The 17954-nt window shown below is 33.7% G+C and carries 19 protein-coding genes and 2 pseudogenes; 9 read left to right on the top strand and 12 right to left on the bottom strand.

Annotated features, from left to right (window positions below; translation table 11 throughout):
• Positions 1–92: 92 nt before the first annotated feature.
• Genes P8625_RS12185 through P8625_RS12195 form a run of 3 tightly spaced genes read right to left on the bottom strand, consistent with a single transcriptional unit; the run spans position 93 to position 2392 of the window.
• On the bottom strand, positions 93–266 hold the full coding sequence (locus P8625_RS12185; protein WP_279650726.1) for a hypothetical protein: 174 nt from the start codon (positions 264–266) through the stop codon (positions 93–95).
• Positions 267–268: 2 nt separating this feature from the next.
• Positions 269–1036: an enoyl-CoA hydratase/isomerase family protein gene (locus P8625_RS12190; RefSeq protein WP_279650727.1), complete on the bottom strand. Its 768-nt coding sequence runs from the start codon at positions 1034–1036 to the stop codon at positions 269–271.
• Positions 1037–1057: 21 nt separating this feature from the next.
• Complete coding sequence (locus P8625_RS12195; protein WP_279650728.1) at positions 1058–2392, bottom strand: MATE family efflux transporter; 1335 nt, start codon at positions 2390–2392, stop codon at positions 1058–1060.
• A 424-nt stretch (positions 2393–2816) separates the two neighbouring features.
• On the opposite strand from P8625_RS12195, the gene P8625_RS12200 reads away from it, so the two are divergent.
• Together P8625_RS12200 and P8625_RS12205 are read left to right on the top strand one after the other, a co-directional pair.
• Positions 2817–2966 carry a transposase gene (locus P8625_RS12200; RefSeq protein ID WP_279652950.1) on the top strand — a complete coding sequence of 50 codons (150 nt, stop codon included), beginning with the start codon at positions 2817–2819 and terminating at the stop codon, positions 2964–2966.
• Positions 2899–3387: pseudogene (locus P8625_RS12205) on the top strand (IS982 family transposase); the annotation flags it as partial. The gene P8625_RS12200 and the pseudogene P8625_RS12205, both read left to right, overlap by 68 nt.
• Before the next feature lie 17 nt (positions 3388–3404).
• Here P8625_RS12205 and P8625_RS12210 read toward each other — a convergent pair.
• The 3 genes from P8625_RS12210 to P8625_RS12220 all read right to left on the bottom strand — a co-directional run bounded on the left by P8625_RS12210 (position 3405) and on the right by P8625_RS12220 (position 5509).
• The gene (locus tag P8625_RS12210) at positions 3405–4046 is read right to left on the bottom strand and encodes an O-methyltransferase (protein WP_279650729.1); all 642 of its coding nucleotides are present in this window, start codon (positions 4044–4046) and stop codon (positions 3405–3407) included.
• 378 nt (positions 4047–4424) lie between these two features.
• Positions 4425–4997, bottom strand: a complete 573-nt coding sequence (locus tag P8625_RS12215) for a sigma-70 family RNA polymerase sigma factor (RefSeq protein ID WP_279650730.1) — start codon at positions 4995–4997, stop codon at positions 4425–4427.
• A gap of 38 nt (positions 4998–5035) precedes the next feature.
• Complete coding sequence (locus P8625_RS12220; RefSeq protein ID WP_279650731.1) at positions 5036–5509, bottom strand: nuclear transport factor 2 family protein; 474 nt, start codon at positions 5507–5509, stop codon at positions 5036–5038.
• A gap of 164 nt (positions 5510–5673) precedes the next feature.
• Here P8625_RS12220 and panB point away from each other — a divergent pair, with 164 nt between their 5' ends.
• The 7 genes from panB (at position 5674) to P8625_RS12255 (ending at position 9107) form a co-directional block, all read left to right on the top strand.
• Entirely contained in the window at positions 5674–6492 is an 819-nt protein-coding gene (panB, locus tag P8625_RS12225) for a 3-methyl-2-oxobutanoate hydroxymethyltransferase (RefSeq protein WP_279650732.1), read from the top strand.
• A 129-nt stretch (positions 6493–6621) separates the two neighbouring features.
• Positions 6622–6693 (top strand): four helix bundle protein, encoded by a 72-nt coding sequence (locus tag P8625_RS12230; protein ID WP_279652957.1) that lies wholly within the window; start codon positions 6622–6624, stop codon positions 6691–6693.
• Positions 6694–6758: 65 nt separating this feature from the next.
• Positions 6759–6911: a four helix bundle protein gene (locus tag P8625_RS12235; RefSeq protein WP_279652958.1), complete on the top strand. Its 153-nt coding sequence runs from the start codon at positions 6759–6761 to the stop codon at positions 6909–6911.
• Between the two features lie 32 nt (positions 6912–6943).
• Positions 6944–7882 carry a 2-hydroxyacid dehydrogenase gene (locus P8625_RS12240; protein WP_279650733.1) on the top strand — a complete coding sequence of 313 codons (939 nt, stop codon included), beginning with the start codon at positions 6944–6946 and terminating at the stop codon, positions 7880–7882.
• Between the two features lie 24 nt (positions 7883–7906).
• On the top strand, positions 7907–8365 hold the full coding sequence (locus P8625_RS12245; protein ID WP_279650734.1) for a DUF1801 domain-containing protein: 459 nt from the start codon (positions 7907–7909) through the stop codon (positions 8363–8365).
• 71 nt (positions 8366–8436) lie between these two features.
• Positions 8437–8718: a TM2 domain-containing protein gene (locus tag P8625_RS12250; protein WP_279650735.1), complete on the top strand. Its 282-nt coding sequence runs from the start codon at positions 8437–8439 to the stop codon at positions 8716–8718.
• Positions 8719–8729: 11 nt separating this feature from the next.
• The gene (locus P8625_RS12255; protein ID WP_279650736.1) at positions 8730–9107 is read left to right on the top strand and encodes a hypothetical protein; all 378 of its coding nucleotides are present in this window, start codon (positions 8730–8732) and stop codon (positions 9105–9107) included.
• Between the two features lie 322 nt (positions 9108–9429).
• Here P8625_RS12255 and P8625_RS12260 read toward each other — a convergent pair whose 3' ends face one another.
• The 6 genes and pseudogenes from P8625_RS12260 to P8625_RS12285 all read right to left on the bottom strand — a co-directional run bounded on the left by P8625_RS12260 (position 9430) and on the right by P8625_RS12285 (position 17951).
• Positions 9430–10233, bottom strand: coding sequence for a transposase (locus P8625_RS12260; RefSeq protein ID WP_279650737.1), 804 nt, complete (start codon positions 10231–10233; stop codon positions 9430–9432).
• A gap of 42 nt (positions 10234–10275) precedes the next feature.
• Positions 10276–10695 carry a transposase gene (locus tag P8625_RS12265; RefSeq protein ID WP_279650738.1) on the bottom strand — a complete coding sequence of 140 codons (420 nt, stop codon included), beginning with the start codon at positions 10693–10695 and terminating at the stop codon, positions 10276–10278.
• 276 nt (positions 10696–10971) lie between these two features.
• Complete coding sequence (locus P8625_RS12270) at positions 10972–13977, bottom strand: LamG-like jellyroll fold domain-containing protein (RefSeq protein ID WP_279650739.1); 3006 nt, start codon at positions 13975–13977, stop codon at positions 10972–10974.
• 424 nt (positions 13978–14401) lie between these two features.
• Positions 14402–15757 (bottom strand): mannosyltransferase, encoded by a 1356-nt coding sequence (locus tag P8625_RS12275; RefSeq protein WP_279650740.1) that lies wholly within the window; start codon positions 15755–15757, stop codon positions 14402–14404.
• A pseudogene (locus P8625_RS12280) lies at positions 15758–17247 on the bottom strand (cellulose synthase family protein).
• Positions 17247–17951 carry a glycosyltransferase family 2 protein gene (locus P8625_RS12285; protein ID WP_279650741.1) on the bottom strand — a complete coding sequence of 235 codons (705 nt, stop codon included), beginning with the start codon at positions 17949–17951 and terminating at the stop codon, positions 17247–17249. The pseudogene P8625_RS12280 and the gene P8625_RS12285 overlap by 1 nt, the downstream one beginning before the upstream one ends.
• Positions 17952–17954 lie beyond the last annotated feature (3 nt).

Genomic DNA, 17954 nt, shown 5'->3' on the forward strand with positions numbered 1-17954 from the left:
TTGTTTGCTCTGTATTTATTAAAGAAATAAACTACGGCAACCCCTGCTGCTAAAATGGCAAATAAATAATCTCCACCCATAATCTTTTGTTTTTATTCGCCAAAAGTACGAATTTGCTTTACAATTTTTGTTATTATCCACACAAAACCTATAGAAAGTACTACTCCCAGTAGTATAGCGAGTATAGGATTGTGTGCTATCCATTGCCCTATTTCATAGCCTGCTTTGTAAGCTGTAGAGCTTTTTTCATCTTGAATTAAAAACATGTTTATTTCTTAAATTTAGCTAATGCGTTTTTGGTAAATTCAGACAACACTAATTTTCCGGAAGTCTCTGCTCTTTCTAGTAATAGTGTTTCCCAGTGTTCTGTTCCAACCCATAAAGCTCTTTTCATTTCAGCTAATGCTTCTGGGTTATATGATGCCAGTTTTTCTGATAAAATTTCGACTTCTTTATCTAATTCGTTTTGCGTTTCAAAAACACGAGCATACAAGCCTTTCTCTTTTGCCCAATACGCATTTTTCCAACTCGTAGCATCTAGAGTTAACTCAGCTAATCCGCTCACACCTACTTTACGCTCTACAGCAGGAGCAATTACAAACGGACCAATACCAATGGTAAATTCAGAAAGTTTAATAGCTGCGTGCTCTGTAGCCAATACATAATCGCAAGCTGCTGCTAATCCAACACCACCGCCTACTGTTTTTCCTTGTACCCTACCAATAATTAGTTTTGAGCATCGGCGCATCGCATTAATTACATTTGCAAAGCCTGAAAAAAAGGCTTTTCCTGCATCTAAAGTGTCTATTGCTACCAATTCATCAAAAGAAGCACCTGCACAAAAGGCACGATCTCCTTCTGATTTTAATACAATTACTGAAACTTCATTATTTATTGAAAGCTTATCAAATTCACTCGCTAAACGCTCTAATAGTACACTTGGAAAAGAGTTACTTGCTGGATGTCCGAATTCAATCGTTGCAATTTTATGTTCAATATGGGTATATAAACTTCCGTTTTCTCTAGTTGTTGTCATCGATTTGTTGTTTGTTCAAAATTACATTTTTTGGGCAAGCGGTAAAAACTTTCTTCTAAACTTTATAATTAGTGGGATGCCTCTAGCCATCATCCACAAGAAAAAAGCAATCCAAATAGCATACAGTTTATAGTCAAGCGAATCAAAAAACAATAAAGTAGGAATAAACACCAATCCTGTTGCCAATAACAATACATTTCTCAAGTACTTCATTTCTCCCATTCCTTTAAACATTCCGTCGTAAATAAAAGCGATGGCACACACAGGTTGCATGAGCAAAATAATCCAAAAAGTATTGTAAAACTGCTCTAACACTTCGGGTTCTTTGGTAAAAAGTCTTCCCATGGGTTGGTAAAAAACAGCACCAATAACAGCGAGTAACAGCCCAAAGAGAAATCCGTAGGTAATTAATCTATTTCCTAAAGTAACCAATGTTTTATATGCTTTTGCTCCTAATAGTTTTCCTGAGAGGATATTTCCTGAGGAAGAATAACCGTCAATCATAAAAGCGCCTGTAAGCCATAAATTGAATCCAATCGTATAGGCTGCGATATAAGCATCACCATAATTGGTGGCATAAGAAGTGCCAAAATACAGCGCTACGTTTAAAGCAATAGTTCGTATAAATAAGTTAAATACCATCTTAATAAACTTGGGTATTTCTGGATTAAATGGCAAACTAAAACGTAATGGAATATTGGTCTTTTTTAACAACAATACGACCGAGATTATTGCCATGGTAACTTGTGCTACTACACTTGCATAGGCTGCCCCTTGAATGTGCATAGCAGGAATGAATCCTTCTATTCCGTATACCAACACGATATCTAACGCAATATTAATAAACGTACCTATCAAGGCAATAAGCATGGGATAATAGGTGTTTTGTAAACCCCGAAAGGTGCCAAAAACGGCAATGGTAAACAGCGTAAACGGAAATCCGAAAACACGTATTTTGTAATACTCAACCGAGTAGTCTAAGATTGCTCCAGAGGCATTGTATAGTTCAAAAATTTCTTTGGCAAACGGGTAACTGATTGCTAAAATAAGCGCACTTACTCCCAACACAATAACGATGGCTTGTGCGGGTAAGTCTCTTATTTCGTCTAGTTTATTTGCACCTAAATATTGCGACACAATAGAAGAAATACCACTGCGTGTTTGCCCAAACACCCAAATTAACATAGAAAGGAATGCCCCTACAATACCAATTGCAGCAATACTTTCGGTAGCATTGTACTTAATATTACCTACAATAGCCAAATCGGTCGTAGAAAGTAGCGGTTCGGCAACCCCTGCAATTAGGGCAGGCATGGCTAATTTGTTGATGTGTTTAAAGCTGATATCCTGCTGCATGGTTTGTTTTTGTAAAAGTATTAAAATTAACGTGAGTTCGGGATAAAAAGGTTTCTTAATTATACGAAAAAAAGTGGAGAATTTAGCGAATTAAATCACTGATTTATAATCATATAAATAAATTATCCGCTATTATTTCTGATTTTAAAATTACTGAATTCTTCTTTTTAATTGATGATTTTTGTACCGAAATTAATCAAGTTATCGATAAAAATGCTTTAGAAACCTGTTCAAAGATAGTTAGACGAAGAAAGCCTAAACTTACCCAAAGTGAAATCATTACAATTATGGTGCTTTTCCATTTTAGTGGTTTTAAACACTTTTATATCGAATATGTTAGCAAACACTTGTCGATTTAGTTTCCTATAACCGATTTGTTGAATTGAAAAAGCGTTGTTCAGTGCCTATGATACTGTTTCTTCAAATGCACTGTTTAGGTCAATGCACAGGGATCTCTTTTTTAGATTCTACCACTATTAAAGTATGTCATTATAAAAGAGAAAAACAGAACAAAGTTTTTAAAAAACACCACAAAAAAAGGGAAAGGAACCATGGGGTGGTTCTTTGGTTTTAAACTTCATATTATTATCAATGAAAAGGGTGATATTGTTGACTTTTTAATTACTCAAGGTAATATAGATGACAGACAACCACTTAAAGATAAAACCTTTTATAATCGTGTGTTCGGAAAAATATTTGCCGACAGAGGGTATGTAGGTAAAGAACTGTTTGAATAGCTTTTTGTAGATGGAATACATCTAAATTAGAAAGAATATGAAAATACTCTTATGCATATCTATGATAAAATTATGCTTAGAAAAAGAGCTGTTGTTGAAAGTGTGAATGATATTTTGAAAAACGTATGTCAAATAGAGCATACAAGACACAGAAGCTTCGATAACTTTATCTTAAATTTAGTTGCAGGGTTAATCGCTTATTCGTTCTATCCAACTAAACCTAATATTAATATCGATAACTTACAAAGAATAGGGTAAACTATCCCGAACTCACGTTAAATAACCCTACTAATAGTCAATCCATCTCGTATGGGTAGTAATACCGTTTCTAATCGAGCATCCGTACTTAAAAGCCTGTTATAATCTAAAAGAATTTTTGTATCAATATCTTTTGGGTCTAGCTCTTCTACTACCTTACCACTCCAAAGCACATTATCAGATAAAATAACACCACCTTTATTCATTTTATCAATAATCAAGTGAAAGTAATTGATATAATTAGATTTATCAGCATCAATAAAAACCAAATCAAATTTAGTATCGATGGTAGGAATAATTTCTATAGCATTGCCCACATACTGGGTTATCTGATTTTTGTATTCTGATTTTTGAAAATAGGTATGCTGAAGTTCTTCCAACTCTTCATTTTTATCAATAGTATGTAAGTGCCCACCAGCTCTTAACCCTTCTGCTAAACACAAGGCAGAATAACCAGTATAAGTACCTATTTCTAAAATGGATTGTGGTTGAATTAATTTTGAAATCATAGACAAAACCCTTCCTTGAAAGGCACCACTTAGCATTCTAGGATTCAGTACCTTTTGCCAAGTTTCTCTTGTTAACTCTTGTAGTATCTTAGGTTCTGATTGAGAGTGGTTAACCACATAATTATTTATATCTTCTGGTAAAAAATGCATTTGAAAAAGATTTAATGAGTAAAATTTAAAAAACGGAATTTACCGCTGTAATAAATCCCGTTTCAATCTAACAAAAAATCAAAAATATGGTTTTTAAAAACCATATCTGTTTAATTAAGTTTACTTAATTGTTCTTTTAATTCTTCTTTATCCTTGCTCGACATGCAAGTTGTATCTTTGTTACAACTATTTACTTTTACATTTAAAAGTTTTGTCATTTTTTTATTTTGACTAGAATACAAAGCACATACCTTGCATAGTAATAAATGCCAATTAAGTTGTAATTTTTCATATACCGTCGCTTCACCATACTGACTTTTGTCGCAAATGGTAGTAGCCTCATCACATGTAATCTTAAAAAATTTAAACATACTATAATTACTTATTAAACCAGTTTTTTTCCATACAGCCTCTTAATTGTGTCCTTGCTCTATGAATCATAACCCATAAGTTTGACGGAGAAATATCAAGCTCCTTACAAATATCTTCGGTTTCAAATTGCTGGATGGTTTTCATTTTGAATACCATGGCATATTTTTCAGGAAGATTATCAATACATTTATCTAATTGATTTTTCAATTCTTCGTTTTCAATATCCTTATCAGCATCGTTATCCCATGTTTGTGGAACTCTCTCTTCAATCCAGTTACCCTCATTCTCTCCACTATCATAAAAACTCATTCGCACTTCTGCTTGCCCCTTTTTTGAATTTATCTTTCGATAGTAATCTATTATTTTTCTTTTTAAAATTGAAACTAACCAAGTTCTTTCGGTAGCTTTTCCTTCAAAATTTTTCGCCGATTTTAACCCTGCAAAAAATGTTTCCTGTACTAAATCTTTAGCTATATCAGAGTTGTTTACACGAGCAATAGCATAATTAAACAGGTAATCAGCGTACTTATCTACCCACTTATCAGGAGATAATATATGTGAAGGATTCGTTGGTTTCATTGAATCAAAGATAAGCTATTTTTAAAAAAAGAAAAGCACTACTTACTTATAGCTTCACAATTATTTTTTCTTCTCATATCAACTAAATAAATAATCTCCCATTTTCCATTATTATTAAAAAGCTGAAAAGAATTAGCACCACAATGACTAAATTTTCCGTTGAGATAAAATTCATAAGGAGTCCATACAGAAGCCAAATTACCATCAACTTTAATATCCCACGATAGTAATTTCTCTAAATAAGTATGTTCAGGTTTTTTAGTAGCAATACTCGTAAGTAATTTAGCTTTATTTTCAGTAACTAAAATTTTAGCACCTTCTTTATTAGTAAAGGTAGTTTGAATAGTAATTGAAGAATTAAGTGTAGAAGCTACCAATGTACTGTCACCCTTATGCAATCCATCAAAAAAAGTTTCAATGGTATTTTTAATGGCTTTTCTTTCTAAATTTTCTTGAGCATTTACTACCGTTGAGAGAACAAAAACAACAAACAGCGTAATTATTTTTTGCATATATATTTAGTTTAGTAGGGTAAAACTATAAAAAAAAGAAAACGATATAATTTAATTAACAGAAGATTAACGAGTGTTAAACCAAGAGTACAATTCTAAAAACAAGTTAATGTAAATAACGCACTGAATAATTATGTATTTTTACAATCCATAAAATAAAAGAAATGTCAGTAGCAAAAAAACAATATAAAAGAATTACTACAAAATCTCTAGTTGAAATGAAAGCAAACGGAGAGAAAATCTCCATGCTTACAGCCTATGACTACACGATGGCAAAAATTGTTGATGGGGCAGGTATTGATGTGATATTGGTAGGAGATTCGGCATCTAATGTGATGGCAGGTCACGAAACGACATTGCCAATTACGTTAGATCAAATGATTTATCATGCAAGTTCTGTGGTAAGAGGAATAGACCGTTGCTTGGTGGTGGTAGATTTACCCTTCGGAAGTTATCAATCAGACCCAAAAGAAGCGTTACGTTCTGCGATACGCATCATGAAAGAGAGCGGTGGGCATTCGATTAAATTAGAAGGAGGAAAAGAAGTAAAAGACTCTATTAAAAGGATTTTAAATGCAGGAATACCTGTAATGGGGCATTTAGGGTTAACACCACAATCTATATACAAATTCGGAACCTATACCGTGAGAGCCAAAGAAGAAGAAGAAGCAGAAAAACTAATGCAAGATGCGTTAATGCTTGAAAGATTAGGGTGTTTTGCTATTGTATTAGAAAAAGTACCAGCGAAGTTGGCACAAAAAGTAGCGGAAGCTTTAACGATTCCTGTAATAGGAATTGGAGCAGGAGCAGGAGTAGATGGGCAAGTACTAGTAACTCATGATATGCTAGGAATGACCCACGAATTCAATCCGCGTTTTTTACGTAGGTATTTAGATTTACATGCAGAGATGACGAATGCGTTTGAACAGTACATTACCGATGTAAAAAGTCAAGATTTCCCGAATAAAGACGAACAGTATTAGTTTAGATTATTGGATTGTTAGAAGTATCGATTGTTGGAATTTGAGCTACTTTAATTTTCAGGAAGAATGCACAGGTATAAAGATTTAAAATTTTGGCAAAAAAGCAGGACTTTTTGTAAACATATTTATATGCTTACTTCTACATTTCCAGAAGAAGAAAAATATGGTTTGGTATCGCAATTAAGAAGAGCATCAATCTAAATACCCTCAAATATAGCAGAGGATGTGCGAGAATATCAAAAAAAGATTTTTCTAGATATTTAATTATAGCATTAGGTTCGTGTTACGAAATTGAAACCCAATTACTACTCAGTTATGATTTAGGTTTTACTTCAAAAAAAGATTTAGATGAAACTATAGAAATCCTAAAGAGTATAATTAAAATGATGTCAAAGTTTAATACAAGATTATCTCAATAATCAAAACTTCTAACAGTCTAAAAATCTATTCAATGAAAATTTTACATTTAGATACCAACCACGCGCTTTTAATCAAGCAATTGCATGAGCTAGGTTTTGAAAATGATGAAGACTACACCTCATCAAAATCAGCAATTGAAAGCAAAATTCATCAGTACGACGGAATTGTGATTCGCAGTCGTTTTACAATTGATAAATCGTTTTTAGACAAAGCAACAAAACTCAAGTTTATAGGACGCGTAGGAGCAGGGTTAGAAAATATCGATGGTGTGTATGCTGCAAAGAAAGGAATCTATTTAATCTCAGCACCAGAAGGAAACCGAAACGCAGTAGGCGAGCATACATTAGGAATGCTGTTATCGCTATTTAACAAGCTTAATAAAGCGGACAGAGAGGTAAGAGAAGGTAAATGGTTACGAGAAGAAAATAGAGGAATAGAACTCGACGGGAAAACCGTTGGAATTATTGGTTACGGTAATATGGGGAAAGCATTTGCAAAAAAACTCAGAGGTTTTGATTTAGAAGTACTTTGTTATGATATCAAACCCAATGTTGGTGATGAAAATTGTACACAAGTTACGCTACAAGAGCTACAAGAAAAAGCAGATGTGTTGAGTTTGCATACCCCTCAAACCGAGCTTACTTTACATATGATAAATAATACGTTTATTAATCGTTTTTCTAAACCTTTTTGGTTGTTGAACACTGCCAGAGGGAAATCAGTTGTGACCAAAGATTTAGTTGCAGCATTGCAATCTGGAAAAATTTTAGGAGCAGGATTAGATGTATTGGAGTATGAAAAAAAATCTTTCGAAAACCTATTCACAGATCAAGCGACTCCAGCGGCTTTTGAATACTTATTGAATGCAGAAAATGTGCTGCTTTCTCCGCATGTGGCGGGTTGGACTGTTGAAAGTAAAGAAAAACTAGCACAAACCATTGTTGATAAAATTAAAGAGGAATTTTGTTAACTTGTAGCTTCAAAGTGATGTTACATGAAATACGAAGCAACCACTGTAGCGCAATACATTAGTTTACTACCTGATGAAAGACAACGGGTAGTTGAAAAATTACGAGCAGTTATTCTTGAAAATTTACCCAAAGGCTTTGAAGAAGGAATCAATTGTAGTATGATATGCTACTATGTTCCACACTCAAAATACCCTAATGGCTATCACTGTAATCCAAAATTACCATTACCTTTTATGAATTTGGCTTCACAAAAAAACTCCGTCAACCTATATCATAGCGGAATATATGCCAAAAAAGAACTACACGATTGGTTTGTGGCAGAATACTCGAAACAATCAACAAGAAAACCCGATATGGGTAAAAGTTGCATTCGCTTAAAAAAAACGGATGCTATACCCTATGAATTAATTGCTGAATTGTGCGCAAAAATCACTGTAGATGAATGGATTTCTATATACGAATCTCGTATTAAAATAAAATAACGTAAACAGCATTCACAGATAAAAGCTTTTTTATAAATTTAGCATTGTATAATAAATTAATAAGTAGAAAAATGGAAGTAATTGATGAAAATGGAAAACCAGTAGTTTACCAAGAAAGTAAAAGAATAATTGCAGGTGTTTTAGGAATTTTATTAGGTTCAATAGGGGTTCATAAATTTGTGTTAGGATATACTAAAGAAGGCATTATAATGTTAGTAATTACAGTGTTAACCTGCGGTATTGGTGGAGCTTTAACAGGACTAATAGGTTTAATTGAAGGAATTATCTATTTAACCAAATCAGATGAAGAATTCATTCAAACATACCAACTAAATGAAAGAGGTTGGTTTTAAATAATTTTTAGATGATGTCAGACAAAAAGAATAAAAAAGACAACTTGCAAGAAGGCTTTGATAAAGCCAAGGAGCTTATGGATAATGTAACAGAAAAAGCAAGTGAATTGGCTGGTGAAGCAGGAGAACATTTTGTTGACATGGTAGAAGAAGCCAAAGAAAAAATTCAAGAAAAAATTTCTGATGAAGACGTTCAAAAAGCAAAAAAGAAAGCCAGTGAATTAGTAGATGAAGCCAGTGAAGCAATGAGCAAATTTACCGAAAAAGCGTCAGAAGTAGTTGGAGAAGCCAGTGAACACATAGCAGATTGTGCTGAAGAAGCCAAAGAAGAATTCAAAGAAACCAAGACCAAAACTAAAAGTTTTTTTCAAAGACTTTTCAGAAAATAAAAAAGTAGGAGTCTGTCTGAAAAGACTTTTTAATGAAACTTTCTAAAGAATCAGATGAATTAATGGCTATTTAACAATAAACTTTATTAGAAAAAATATTTTATTAAAAAATTCGCAATAAAAAAGAGGTTGTTTTACTTTTCAGGCACTTTCAGAAAACAGATTGTTTTCTGAGATTTAAGAAAAATCGGGATTCGAATTTTACAATTTTAATCTCGATTTTTGATTTTAGTGACTTTTTTGAGTTTCTTCAAGGTAAAATTTCATAAAAAGACCCGACAAGACATACCTCACCCATTAACCTTATTTTTGGGCTTTAAAATTAGGCTGTTTTTTTGTCTATTTCTCTCGCTTTTCTACGACCAATTTCAAGTGCGTTCCCTGTGTGTATTCCAAAGAAAATCCAAAGAATCTCATTTTTTTTAGTTTTAGCCTTTATCTTTTTTAAATGATAATGTTCTTTATCCTTACCAAAAGACCCTTCTAATCTTGTAGCTCTTTCTTTGGAAATAATAGCTCTAAATTTCTGTTTTTCTTTGTGGTTTTTAGATTTTTTCCCCTTAGGAATAAAGTCTGTTTGTATAGCTTTAGAACTACAGTATTTTCTGTTTTTATTGGTGGCATAAATTTTATCTGCTCCAGCTATTTTTACTTTCTTTCGAGTTAATCCTTGCACTTTTTGAACCGTTTGTATAAAACGATTTCCCTCGTGAAAAGCATTAAAATTGATGTGTTCTATAAAACTAATCCCGTCTATTTGAACTTTGTTCACTTTTGCTCCAAATTCAACAGGTTTTACTTCTTTCCCCCTGACAATAGGACGAATATAATCCTTATGAATACTCACAATTCTATCCTTTATTTTCTCTCCTGTATCAAAGTGATGTTTTTGTTGCTCGTAAATCTTTTGAATTGTAGCTATTCTCTTATAATATTGTGGGGTAAACTCTAGTTTAGAATGGATTTGTAGTTCTTTTTCAAAATTGATAAACTTCAATAGTAATTTTAATAATGCTCTAGTTAATGAGATTCGTTTTGATTTGGTTTTTCTTCGCATTTTACTAAACCCCTGATAACGTTTCTTCCATTTCAAATACTTACTTCGAATCATTTTAACTCCTAACACTGAGCAGGTTTTTTGTAGTTGTTTATAAAGCCAATGCACAGACTACCAAAGTAATTTTTTAATGCTAGGATAAGATAGTTCACTCTCATAACAAGTTGCATCCATAACTATTTGATTGGCGCTCTCTATTTGACCTTTCCAAAAAGAAAAAAGAACTTTCTCAACTGAACTAATCTCTAATTTCTCTGATAATTCACAACGTATTTGACTTACTATTTTATTGGTCAAACGTTCAAATCCTAGTTCAACATCACAAAAAAATTGATAATCAAGATTGGAATTTAATTGCTCTATTAATTTCTTATCTGAACAATTAGCGTAATGCTTCAAAAACATTAAACCAAGCCTCCCTTTAGGACTAAAAAGATAGTTTCGCCCTGTTGATTGTTCATGGATACCAAAAGTATTTACCAAATCATCCCAAGGAATAGCAGCATGGATTTTGCCTAAATCTCCCTCCAAAAAACGTGCATAATGAGCATCATAATTCTCGCTTAGGGGAAAAAATTGAAATACGGTGTTGCATTTCAGAAATTCTTCGTATTTTCATAATTAAGTAATGTGAAAACCCCGTTTTTTGCCTTTTTAGGTGATTTTCGGGGTTTGTTTTGAAGATAAGGTACAACAAATCCCCTGTAAAAACAAGGGATTTCTATTTTATGAAAGTGCCTTTTCAGAGACACTATCCCATAAAATGTGTAAACTGCACCGAGCTTTTTTATGGGTTGTAAAGCACGATTAATCAATAAAAACCTTTTTAATATATTTTTTATCGTTAGATTTTATGGTTACAATATAAATTCCTGATGCTAGATTTGCAGCGTTTACTTCAACTGTATTATCGTCTTTTTCTTTAAGGCTAGTATAGCTAACTTGTCGCCCTAAAAGATTGTGTATTGTAACCGCTACATCTTTTCCAAAAGAAGGGTTCATATAAACATGGAATATTCCATTTTGAGTGGGGTTAGGATATACGTTTATACCACTTTCATTAGTGTTAACCGTATAGAAAATTTTAGCTTGAGACACTTCACATGCTCCATAACGTAGCTCATAGGTTATTTCATCAGTTCCTAAGAAGTCGATGTCTGGTTTGTAATGTATTCCCAAATCACTTGTCACGGTAGCCATGCCATTACTTGGACCTGATATTATAGTAGCTTCGAGAGTTCCTATGGATAAGCTATTGGCAACACTTTTTGTACCTGTTTCGATAGCGTCAAAAAAATTGTATTGGTCTGCCACCACATTAGTTGCAGCGACGTTATTAAAGTCGTAGTAAAGTACCCCTTCTTTTTCACAAGAAGTGCGTCCTATCATGATATCATTAATTTCACTTTCAGATAGAATATCAGCAAAAACTCTCACCTCATCAATTTCTCCATGAAACCAACCATTAGGACTTTTATCGTCTCTAACACCAATGCTAAATCGGAACAATCCAGCATCTAAATTATTCAAATTTTCTGTATCGCTACCCACAAGAATCCCATCTACATACAACAATCTAGAAGTAGGACTTTCATGAACAACCGCTACATGATGCCACTTTCCGTCATTCGTAGCCGTGTTGTGATTGATTTCTCTTTTGATGGCACTATCGATGTAATCGTATGCCTCCAAGGTAATCTTACCATTATTCATGCTAATACTATTACCTATAAAGTTAGAGCCAGGTAACCCGTTGTACATAATAAATTGATAAGTAGTACTGATAGTTTTATACCATGCTGTCATGGTAAAAGGATACGCGTCTACAAGCAACTGTTTTTTGGTCTGTCCTCTACTTACTTTAGTATCGACGCCATTAAAAGATAGCGCATAATTGTCTGTAGCGTTTGGATAAAAATCATTTTGAAGAATAGTAGTAATAACTTCTGAGTTTTTAGTTAACGTAGTTTTATCATCTATAGCAAATAAGGTATTGTCAGTTACTTTGATATACCCTATTTTCTCTTCTTCGCTACTATGGGTATCATTACTCACGATAAGGCTAACTGTTTTGTTTCCAACAGTGCTATAACTTACTGCATGAGGACCAGAACCCGTAGCAGTAGCAGGTGTGGCATCTTTTCCAAAATCCCACGAATATGAAGTTATAGTTCCTTGTGCTTTTTCTGTAAACGTTAAGGTTTCACTAGGGGCTACTTGGGTTTCAGTAACCGTATAATCGCTAATAACGTTGTTAGATCTGCATATTAATTGAGTTTCATAAAGAGATTCAGGCATTAATTTACCTAATTTGTTTGTATGCTCAATATAGCCAAAAGTTACAGTTTCAGGGGCATAGCCTAAAGAGAAAATACCTTTTGTGCCAATTGCCCAATTTTGTCCGATAGGTGGTTTGTTTAGTATAATTTTACCATCTGTTCCAGGTCTAGAGACATCTACATTCCACAATACAGAATTTACAGCAGACCAGCCATGATTTGAACCTGCATTTCCTCTGTTGTATAAGCCCAACACATTGCCACTATTTGGTAGTTTGCCAAAATCTCTAAAATTATCATATAGAATTCCGCTAGACCACTGTCTATGTGGTTCACTAGAGGAAAGAGGGTTTTCGGAAATACATCTTAAAAATACAATACCAGATGCTGTTGATGTACTTACGGCAAAAGTATGCCTGCCGTTATTGCCGTAACAACTGTCAAACAAAATATTGTTGGAGGTTTTACCAGCTGAAAAATTGTAACGGCGACCACCATCCACTATAGAAACAGGGTCTGTAGCTCGACAATTTACTACCGTAACTCGGGTAGCTTTTGTTGTTCTTACGCCAGAAAACATAAAACCTGTTGCGGTAATATTTCGAGCCCAAGCATCTTCTATGCCTTGTAAAAGTACGGCTGTTTTAGCATGTGCTTCATCGGTTCCTCCGTTTGATTCTATATCCACACGAAGATTTTCTATCCCAATATTTGTTGCCAAATTCGACCTATCATATTTATAAATGTACGATTTAGATAACGACCTGTCTAGATGATTAAATACTGGGGCATCAATCGTAATTGTATTTCCAGCTATGGCAACAATATGTCGATTATAAATAATATTGTGTTGGTTTACTTGCCAAGCATGTTCAGGGTCTGTAGCACCTCCGTTATCAATAGCATCTAACCAAGCTTGTGTGCTTGGGTGAAAAATAATAATATTATCACCTACAGCGTAGGTGCTAGCATCTGCCACCTCAAAAGTATTACTACCCACTTGTACAAAATCTGTTGTAATGTTTTGTTGTGTATTAGGAACTTGCTCGCCCCAGTTTGCTGCGTTAGTACCCCCTAAAACAATTAGATCTCTTTGTTGGGGAGTATTGCCTTTACCAATAATGATGGTTGGATTATCCGTATCTCTTCCATCTCCAGAGCCTCTTAACACGACTCCAGATTTATCTACAAATAGTTGACCACTTACCTCGTACTCTCCTGGGTTTAATAGCAAAACTCCTCTAAAACCATTTTCATCTAAAGGTAGTTTTCCAACAGTATCTATAGCATCCTGAATATGGGCAGTATTGTCTCCCGAAATAGGAGAGATTGTTTTAACAACGGGTACTTTTGGTATAGGAAAACCGCCACCTTTGTATCCTGCATGACTAAAATCGGGAATTCTATTTCCTTCAGCATCTTCTGCATAGTCTAAACAGCCATTGCTGTTCGGTTTAGCATAAATAGTTTCTAAGGTTTGAGCATTAATGAGTTGAAAAGTGAAAAAAAATAAAAGGGGAATGAAATTTTTCATAAGGATTTTAAAACTAATTGGGGAAATTAAAGCTAAATCAACATAAAAAACAGGAATCTTTTTAGGGGTCACTATTTAATTTTATCTTATATCAATTTAGCATATCTAAATTGTACTATTATTTTACTAAAATACAACGTATGATTAAAAGCAGGATAACCTTTTGTAAAAAAATAGTACTCTTTGTCAATTTGTTTAGTATAAAACTATTAAAGGTTGAAAATTAAAAGCTTTGGCTATACGATACGCTATCAAGTTCAGATTTAATGTGCTTCAAAAGCAGTTTGTTAAGAAAACTTTAACATAAAGTTTAAAAAATGTAAATTTTTTTTCAAAAATGTTTGGTAAAATAAAAATGTTGTGTATATTTGAATTGTGGTTTAAAAACCACTTTCTTTTTCTTTTTCATAGCAATTTTTCCCACTCAATTTTTTGAGTGGGTTTTGTTTTTTATAAAAACCTCCCAAGTAAAGTAGCTGTATACAACAATATACTCTAAAGCAACTAACCAAAGATGTTCTTTCCAAGGAGCGTTCGCATAGGCTTGATAGCTTAGTATGACTACGAAACTCCACAAAACTGCATAGCGGTATCGAGTAAATACCGATAAGATTAGTAGGGTTGCAATATACCATGGATGCATAGTTGTTGTTAAGAAATAGTAGAACGACAAAGCAAAAAGCATACTTACAAGTAACTGCTTTAAAGACTTGTTTTTTCTGAAAAAAGTAAGAATTAGTAAAAAACAACTAGTAAGGATAGGAATTATTTTACCAATGATAGCTATTTCGTTATACCCTCTAAATAAGTAACCAATTTCTCTAGCAACGTAGTAAAAACTGGCATTAAATTCAAAATTTCGAAACCATAAACCAACGGAATTGGTGTAGTTTACTATCAATTCTGGAGCGTAAAAAGGAAGAAAAAGTAACACAACGGTAGCAATTATAGTTATATAAAAAAAGGCTAATTTTTGAAATCCTTTAAAAACGGAAGCATCATTTTTTACAAACCACTGAAAAAATAACGGTAAAAAGAGCAACGGAATTAGTTTTACAGAAACCGAACAAGCCAATAGCACACCCGCCAAAAACCATTGCTGTTGGTGTAGCTTATACAAGGCAAAAACTAAAAAGAACAACATTACTGACTCAAAATGTAGGTTTCCTGTAAGCTCAATAATTACGAACGGATTTAAAATGTAGATAAAGATATTTTTAACAGGTAATTGTAATCTCTTTAAGAGTTTTTTTCCGAAGTATAAAATACCAATATCAGCTAAGATAATTATAGTGCGCATTACAACAACACTTCCTATAATACTGTTTTTAGCGAACACTGCAGCGATAAAAAAACAGAGTTGATTCATTGGAGGGTAATTGGTGTAATGACTTCCATTTAGGGTGCCCATTCCTGCATACAAGTCTTTCGCTTGTGGTATCGGATAGTCGTGTTGCTCTATAAATGTTTCGGGTAGCGATAAATAGGGGTTTAATCCTTCTAAAATCATGCGTCCATCCCAAATAAACCGATAAAAGTCTTGAGATAAATTGGGGAGCGCAAAAAAGAAAATCAATCGAAATAAAACCGCAATTCCTGCTAAGTATGCAAACGACGATTGTTTGTTTTTTAAAAGACCTACATAACAGGCAAATAACCCAATCCATAAAAAAAGCAATTGGTTAAATTCGGTGCGTTGGGTAGTGTAAGCAAACAAAAAATACAATACCACACTAACCAATGTTAGTATAATTGAGTGGTATTTTTTTAGAAAAGACATTTAAGCTTTCGAGAAAACCGATTTAAAAAATACATAGCTAAAACCGACAAATAACATTAGGTGAAAAGGGAACAATCCAAAATCACCCCCCTGATCTCCAACAGTAAACGCACTATACATACCAAAAGCAAAATAGAGTGCCAATAACCCCTCAATAATAACATGTAATGAAGGCTTTTTGCGAATGTACTTATTATTCTTCCAACTGTCTTTTAACGATTTAATGTTGAACTTAGGGGTTCTTACAAACTCACTTTTTTTACCGATGTGCCCCTCTAAAACGGCAATTGTATTGTGTAAAGAAAAGCCCATGGCAATAGAGAAAAACGCAAAAAAAGCACCAATATATTTAATAAAGTTCCAAAAGCCCCCTCCATAGGTTTTTTTATACATAAACCAATAGCAAATAAAGAAAATAAGGGTGCTTACCACGAAAAAGCTCATCACCAAAAAATAAATTTTCAAATGCGCATATTCATTTTTAATGTACAGCATAGGAATACTCAACACAGCAACTAAAAAGATACAAGTAAACATAGAACTATTGAGTAAATGGAGCGTACCGTGAAGCTTTGTTTTAAAAGGAATGTTCGGACTTGTAATAATTCTCTTCAGCATTTTTTGAAAATTCTCTGCCCCGCCTTTATTCCATCGAAATTGTTGCGAACGCGCAGCACTAATCACTACGGGTAATTCAGCAGGCGTAACTACATTTTCAAGATACTTAAACTTCCAGTTTTTTAGTTGAGCACGGTAACTTAAATCTAAATCTTCAGTTAAGGTATCGCCTTCCCAATTACCAGCATCGTAAATACATTCTTTACGCCAAATACCTGCGGTACCATTAAAATTGATGAAATGTCCTTTGCTATTTCTTCCTACTTGCTCTAGGGTAAAATGAGCGTCTAATGCAAAAGCTTGAATTTTTGTTAACGTAGAGTAATCTCTGTTAATATGCCCCCAACGAGTTTGAACCACGCCTATTTCGGGATTTTCAAAATAAGGAACCGTTTCTAGTAACCAGTTTTCTTTAGGGAGAAAATCGGCATCGAAAATCGCAATAAATTCCCCTTTAGCTGTTGTAAGTCCTTCTTTTAAGGCACCGGCTTTAAATCCTTGACGGTTTTCACGTCGAATATGTTGAATATCTAATCCTGTTTTTTGAAGCTCTTTAATTTGTGCAGCGGTACTTTCTACAGACTCGTCCGTAGAGTCATCTAACACTTGAATTTCAAGTTTTTCACGCGGATACTTTAATGTAGCAATGTTGTTTAATAAACGTTCCATTACATACAGTTCATTATACACAGGCAACTGTATGGTTACATACGGAACTTTTGTAAGGTCAGAGACATCTAGTAAAGGGGTGTTTTCCTTTTTTTCTGAGCTTTTAAATAATTAATTAACAAGTTTAATTGTGCTATGGCATATAGTAATATAAGCACTAACGATAGGGTGTATAGTGTAATTATTATATATTCTAAGACCATTATTTAAAACTGTATTTAAAAATCCAACCTAAAATTTTAATGCCCGCTAATATACTACCTTTTACGGTTCCTGAAACTTTTGAAACACCAATTCTATTTCTGTATTTCATAGGAATTTCGGTATATGTTAATTTTTGTTTCAAAGCTTTTAGCTGCATTTCTACTGTCCATCCGTAGGTTTTATCTTCCATATTCAAAGCAAGAAGCTTATTGTATTTTATGGCTCTAAAAGGACCAAGATCGGTAAACCTAGCTCCAAAAAATAACTTCATTAACGTAGTTGCCAGCCAATTGCCAAAAATTTGTTGAGGGGTCATCGAACCTTGTTCACGTAGTCGTTTTACACGAGCTCCAATTACAAAATCGATATCATTATTTATAATCGGAGCGATAAGCTCGGTGAGTTGCTCAGGATAATCGGAATAATCTCCATCTAAAAAAACAACGATGTCTGTTTTTTCATGATTGCTGAGCGCAGTCGAAGCAATATACTCCATTCCTTTTAAGCAAGCATAGCCATATCCTTTTCTGTTTTCAGTAAGTACGGTAGCCCCTGCATTTTTGGCATTTACTTCGGTATTGTCTGTAGAATTGTTACTTACTACGATTACCTCATGTACTATAGATGGAATATCATTTACAACAAGTGCAATAGAATCTTGTTCGTTATAGGCAGGAATGATGACTTTTATAATAGGGTTCATTAC

It is taken from the genome of Tenacibaculum tangerinum (genome assembly GCF_029853675.1).
Taxonomy (GTDB): Bacteria; Bacteroidota; Bacteroidia; order Flavobacteriales; family Flavobacteriaceae; genus Polaribacter; species Polaribacter tangerinum_A.

Excerpts from the sequence above, each read along its gene's own strand:
- P8625_RS12200 (WP_279652950.1), top strand. The coding sequence starts at position 2,817 with ATGCACTGTTTAGGTCAATGCACAGGGATCTCTTTTTTAGATTCTACC.
- P8625_RS12210 (WP_279650729.1), bottom strand. The coding sequence starts at position 4,046 with ATGCATTTTTTACCAGAAGATATAAATAATTATGTGGTTAACCACTCT.
- P8625_RS12190 (WP_279650727.1), bottom strand. The coding sequence starts at position 1,036 with ATGACAACAACTAGAGAAAACGGAAGTTTATATACCCATATTGAACAT.
- P8625_RS12275 (WP_279650740.1), bottom strand. The coding sequence starts at position 15,757 with ATGTCTTTTCTAAAAAAATACCACTCAATTATACTAACATTGGTTAGT.
- P8625_RS12215 (WP_279650730.1), bottom strand. The coding sequence starts at position 4,997 with ATGAAACCAACGAATCCTTCACATATATTATCTCCTGATAAGTGGGTA.
- P8625_RS12220 (WP_279650731.1), bottom strand. The coding sequence starts at position 5,509 with ATGCAAAAAATAATTACGCTGTTTGTTGTTTTTGTTCTCTCAACGGTA.
- P8625_RS12270 (WP_279650739.1), bottom strand. The coding sequence starts at position 13,977 with ATGAAAAATTTCATTCCCCTTTTATTTTTTTTCACTTTTCAACTCATT.
- P8625_RS12185 (WP_279650726.1), bottom strand. The coding sequence starts at position 266 with ATGTTTTTAATTCAAGATGAAAAAAGCTCTACAGCTTACAAAGCAGGC.
- panB (WP_279650732.1), top strand. The coding sequence starts at position 5,674 with ATGTCAGTAGCAAAAAAACAATATAAAAGAATTACTACAAAATCTCTA.
- P8625_RS12195 (WP_279650728.1), bottom strand. The coding sequence starts at position 2,392 with ATGCAGCAGGATATCAGCTTTAAACACATCAACAAATTAGCCATGCCT.
- P8625_RS12255 (WP_279650736.1), top strand. The coding sequence starts at position 8,730 with ATGATGTCAGACAAAAAGAATAAAAAAGACAACTTGCAAGAAGGCTTT.
- P8625_RS12245 (WP_279650734.1), top strand. The coding sequence starts at position 7,907 with ATGAAATACGAAGCAACCACTGTAGCGCAATACATTAGTTTACTACCT.
- P8625_RS12240 (WP_279650733.1), top strand. The coding sequence starts at position 6,944 with ATGAAAATTTTACATTTAGATACCAACCACGCGCTTTTAATCAAGCAA.
- P8625_RS12285 (WP_279650741.1), bottom strand. The coding sequence starts at position 17,951 with ATGAACCCTATTATAAAAGTCATCATTCCTGCCTATAACGAACAAGAT.
- P8625_RS12250 (WP_279650735.1), top strand. The coding sequence starts at position 8,437 with ATGGAAGTAATTGATGAAAATGGAAAACCAGTAGTTTACCAAGAAAGT.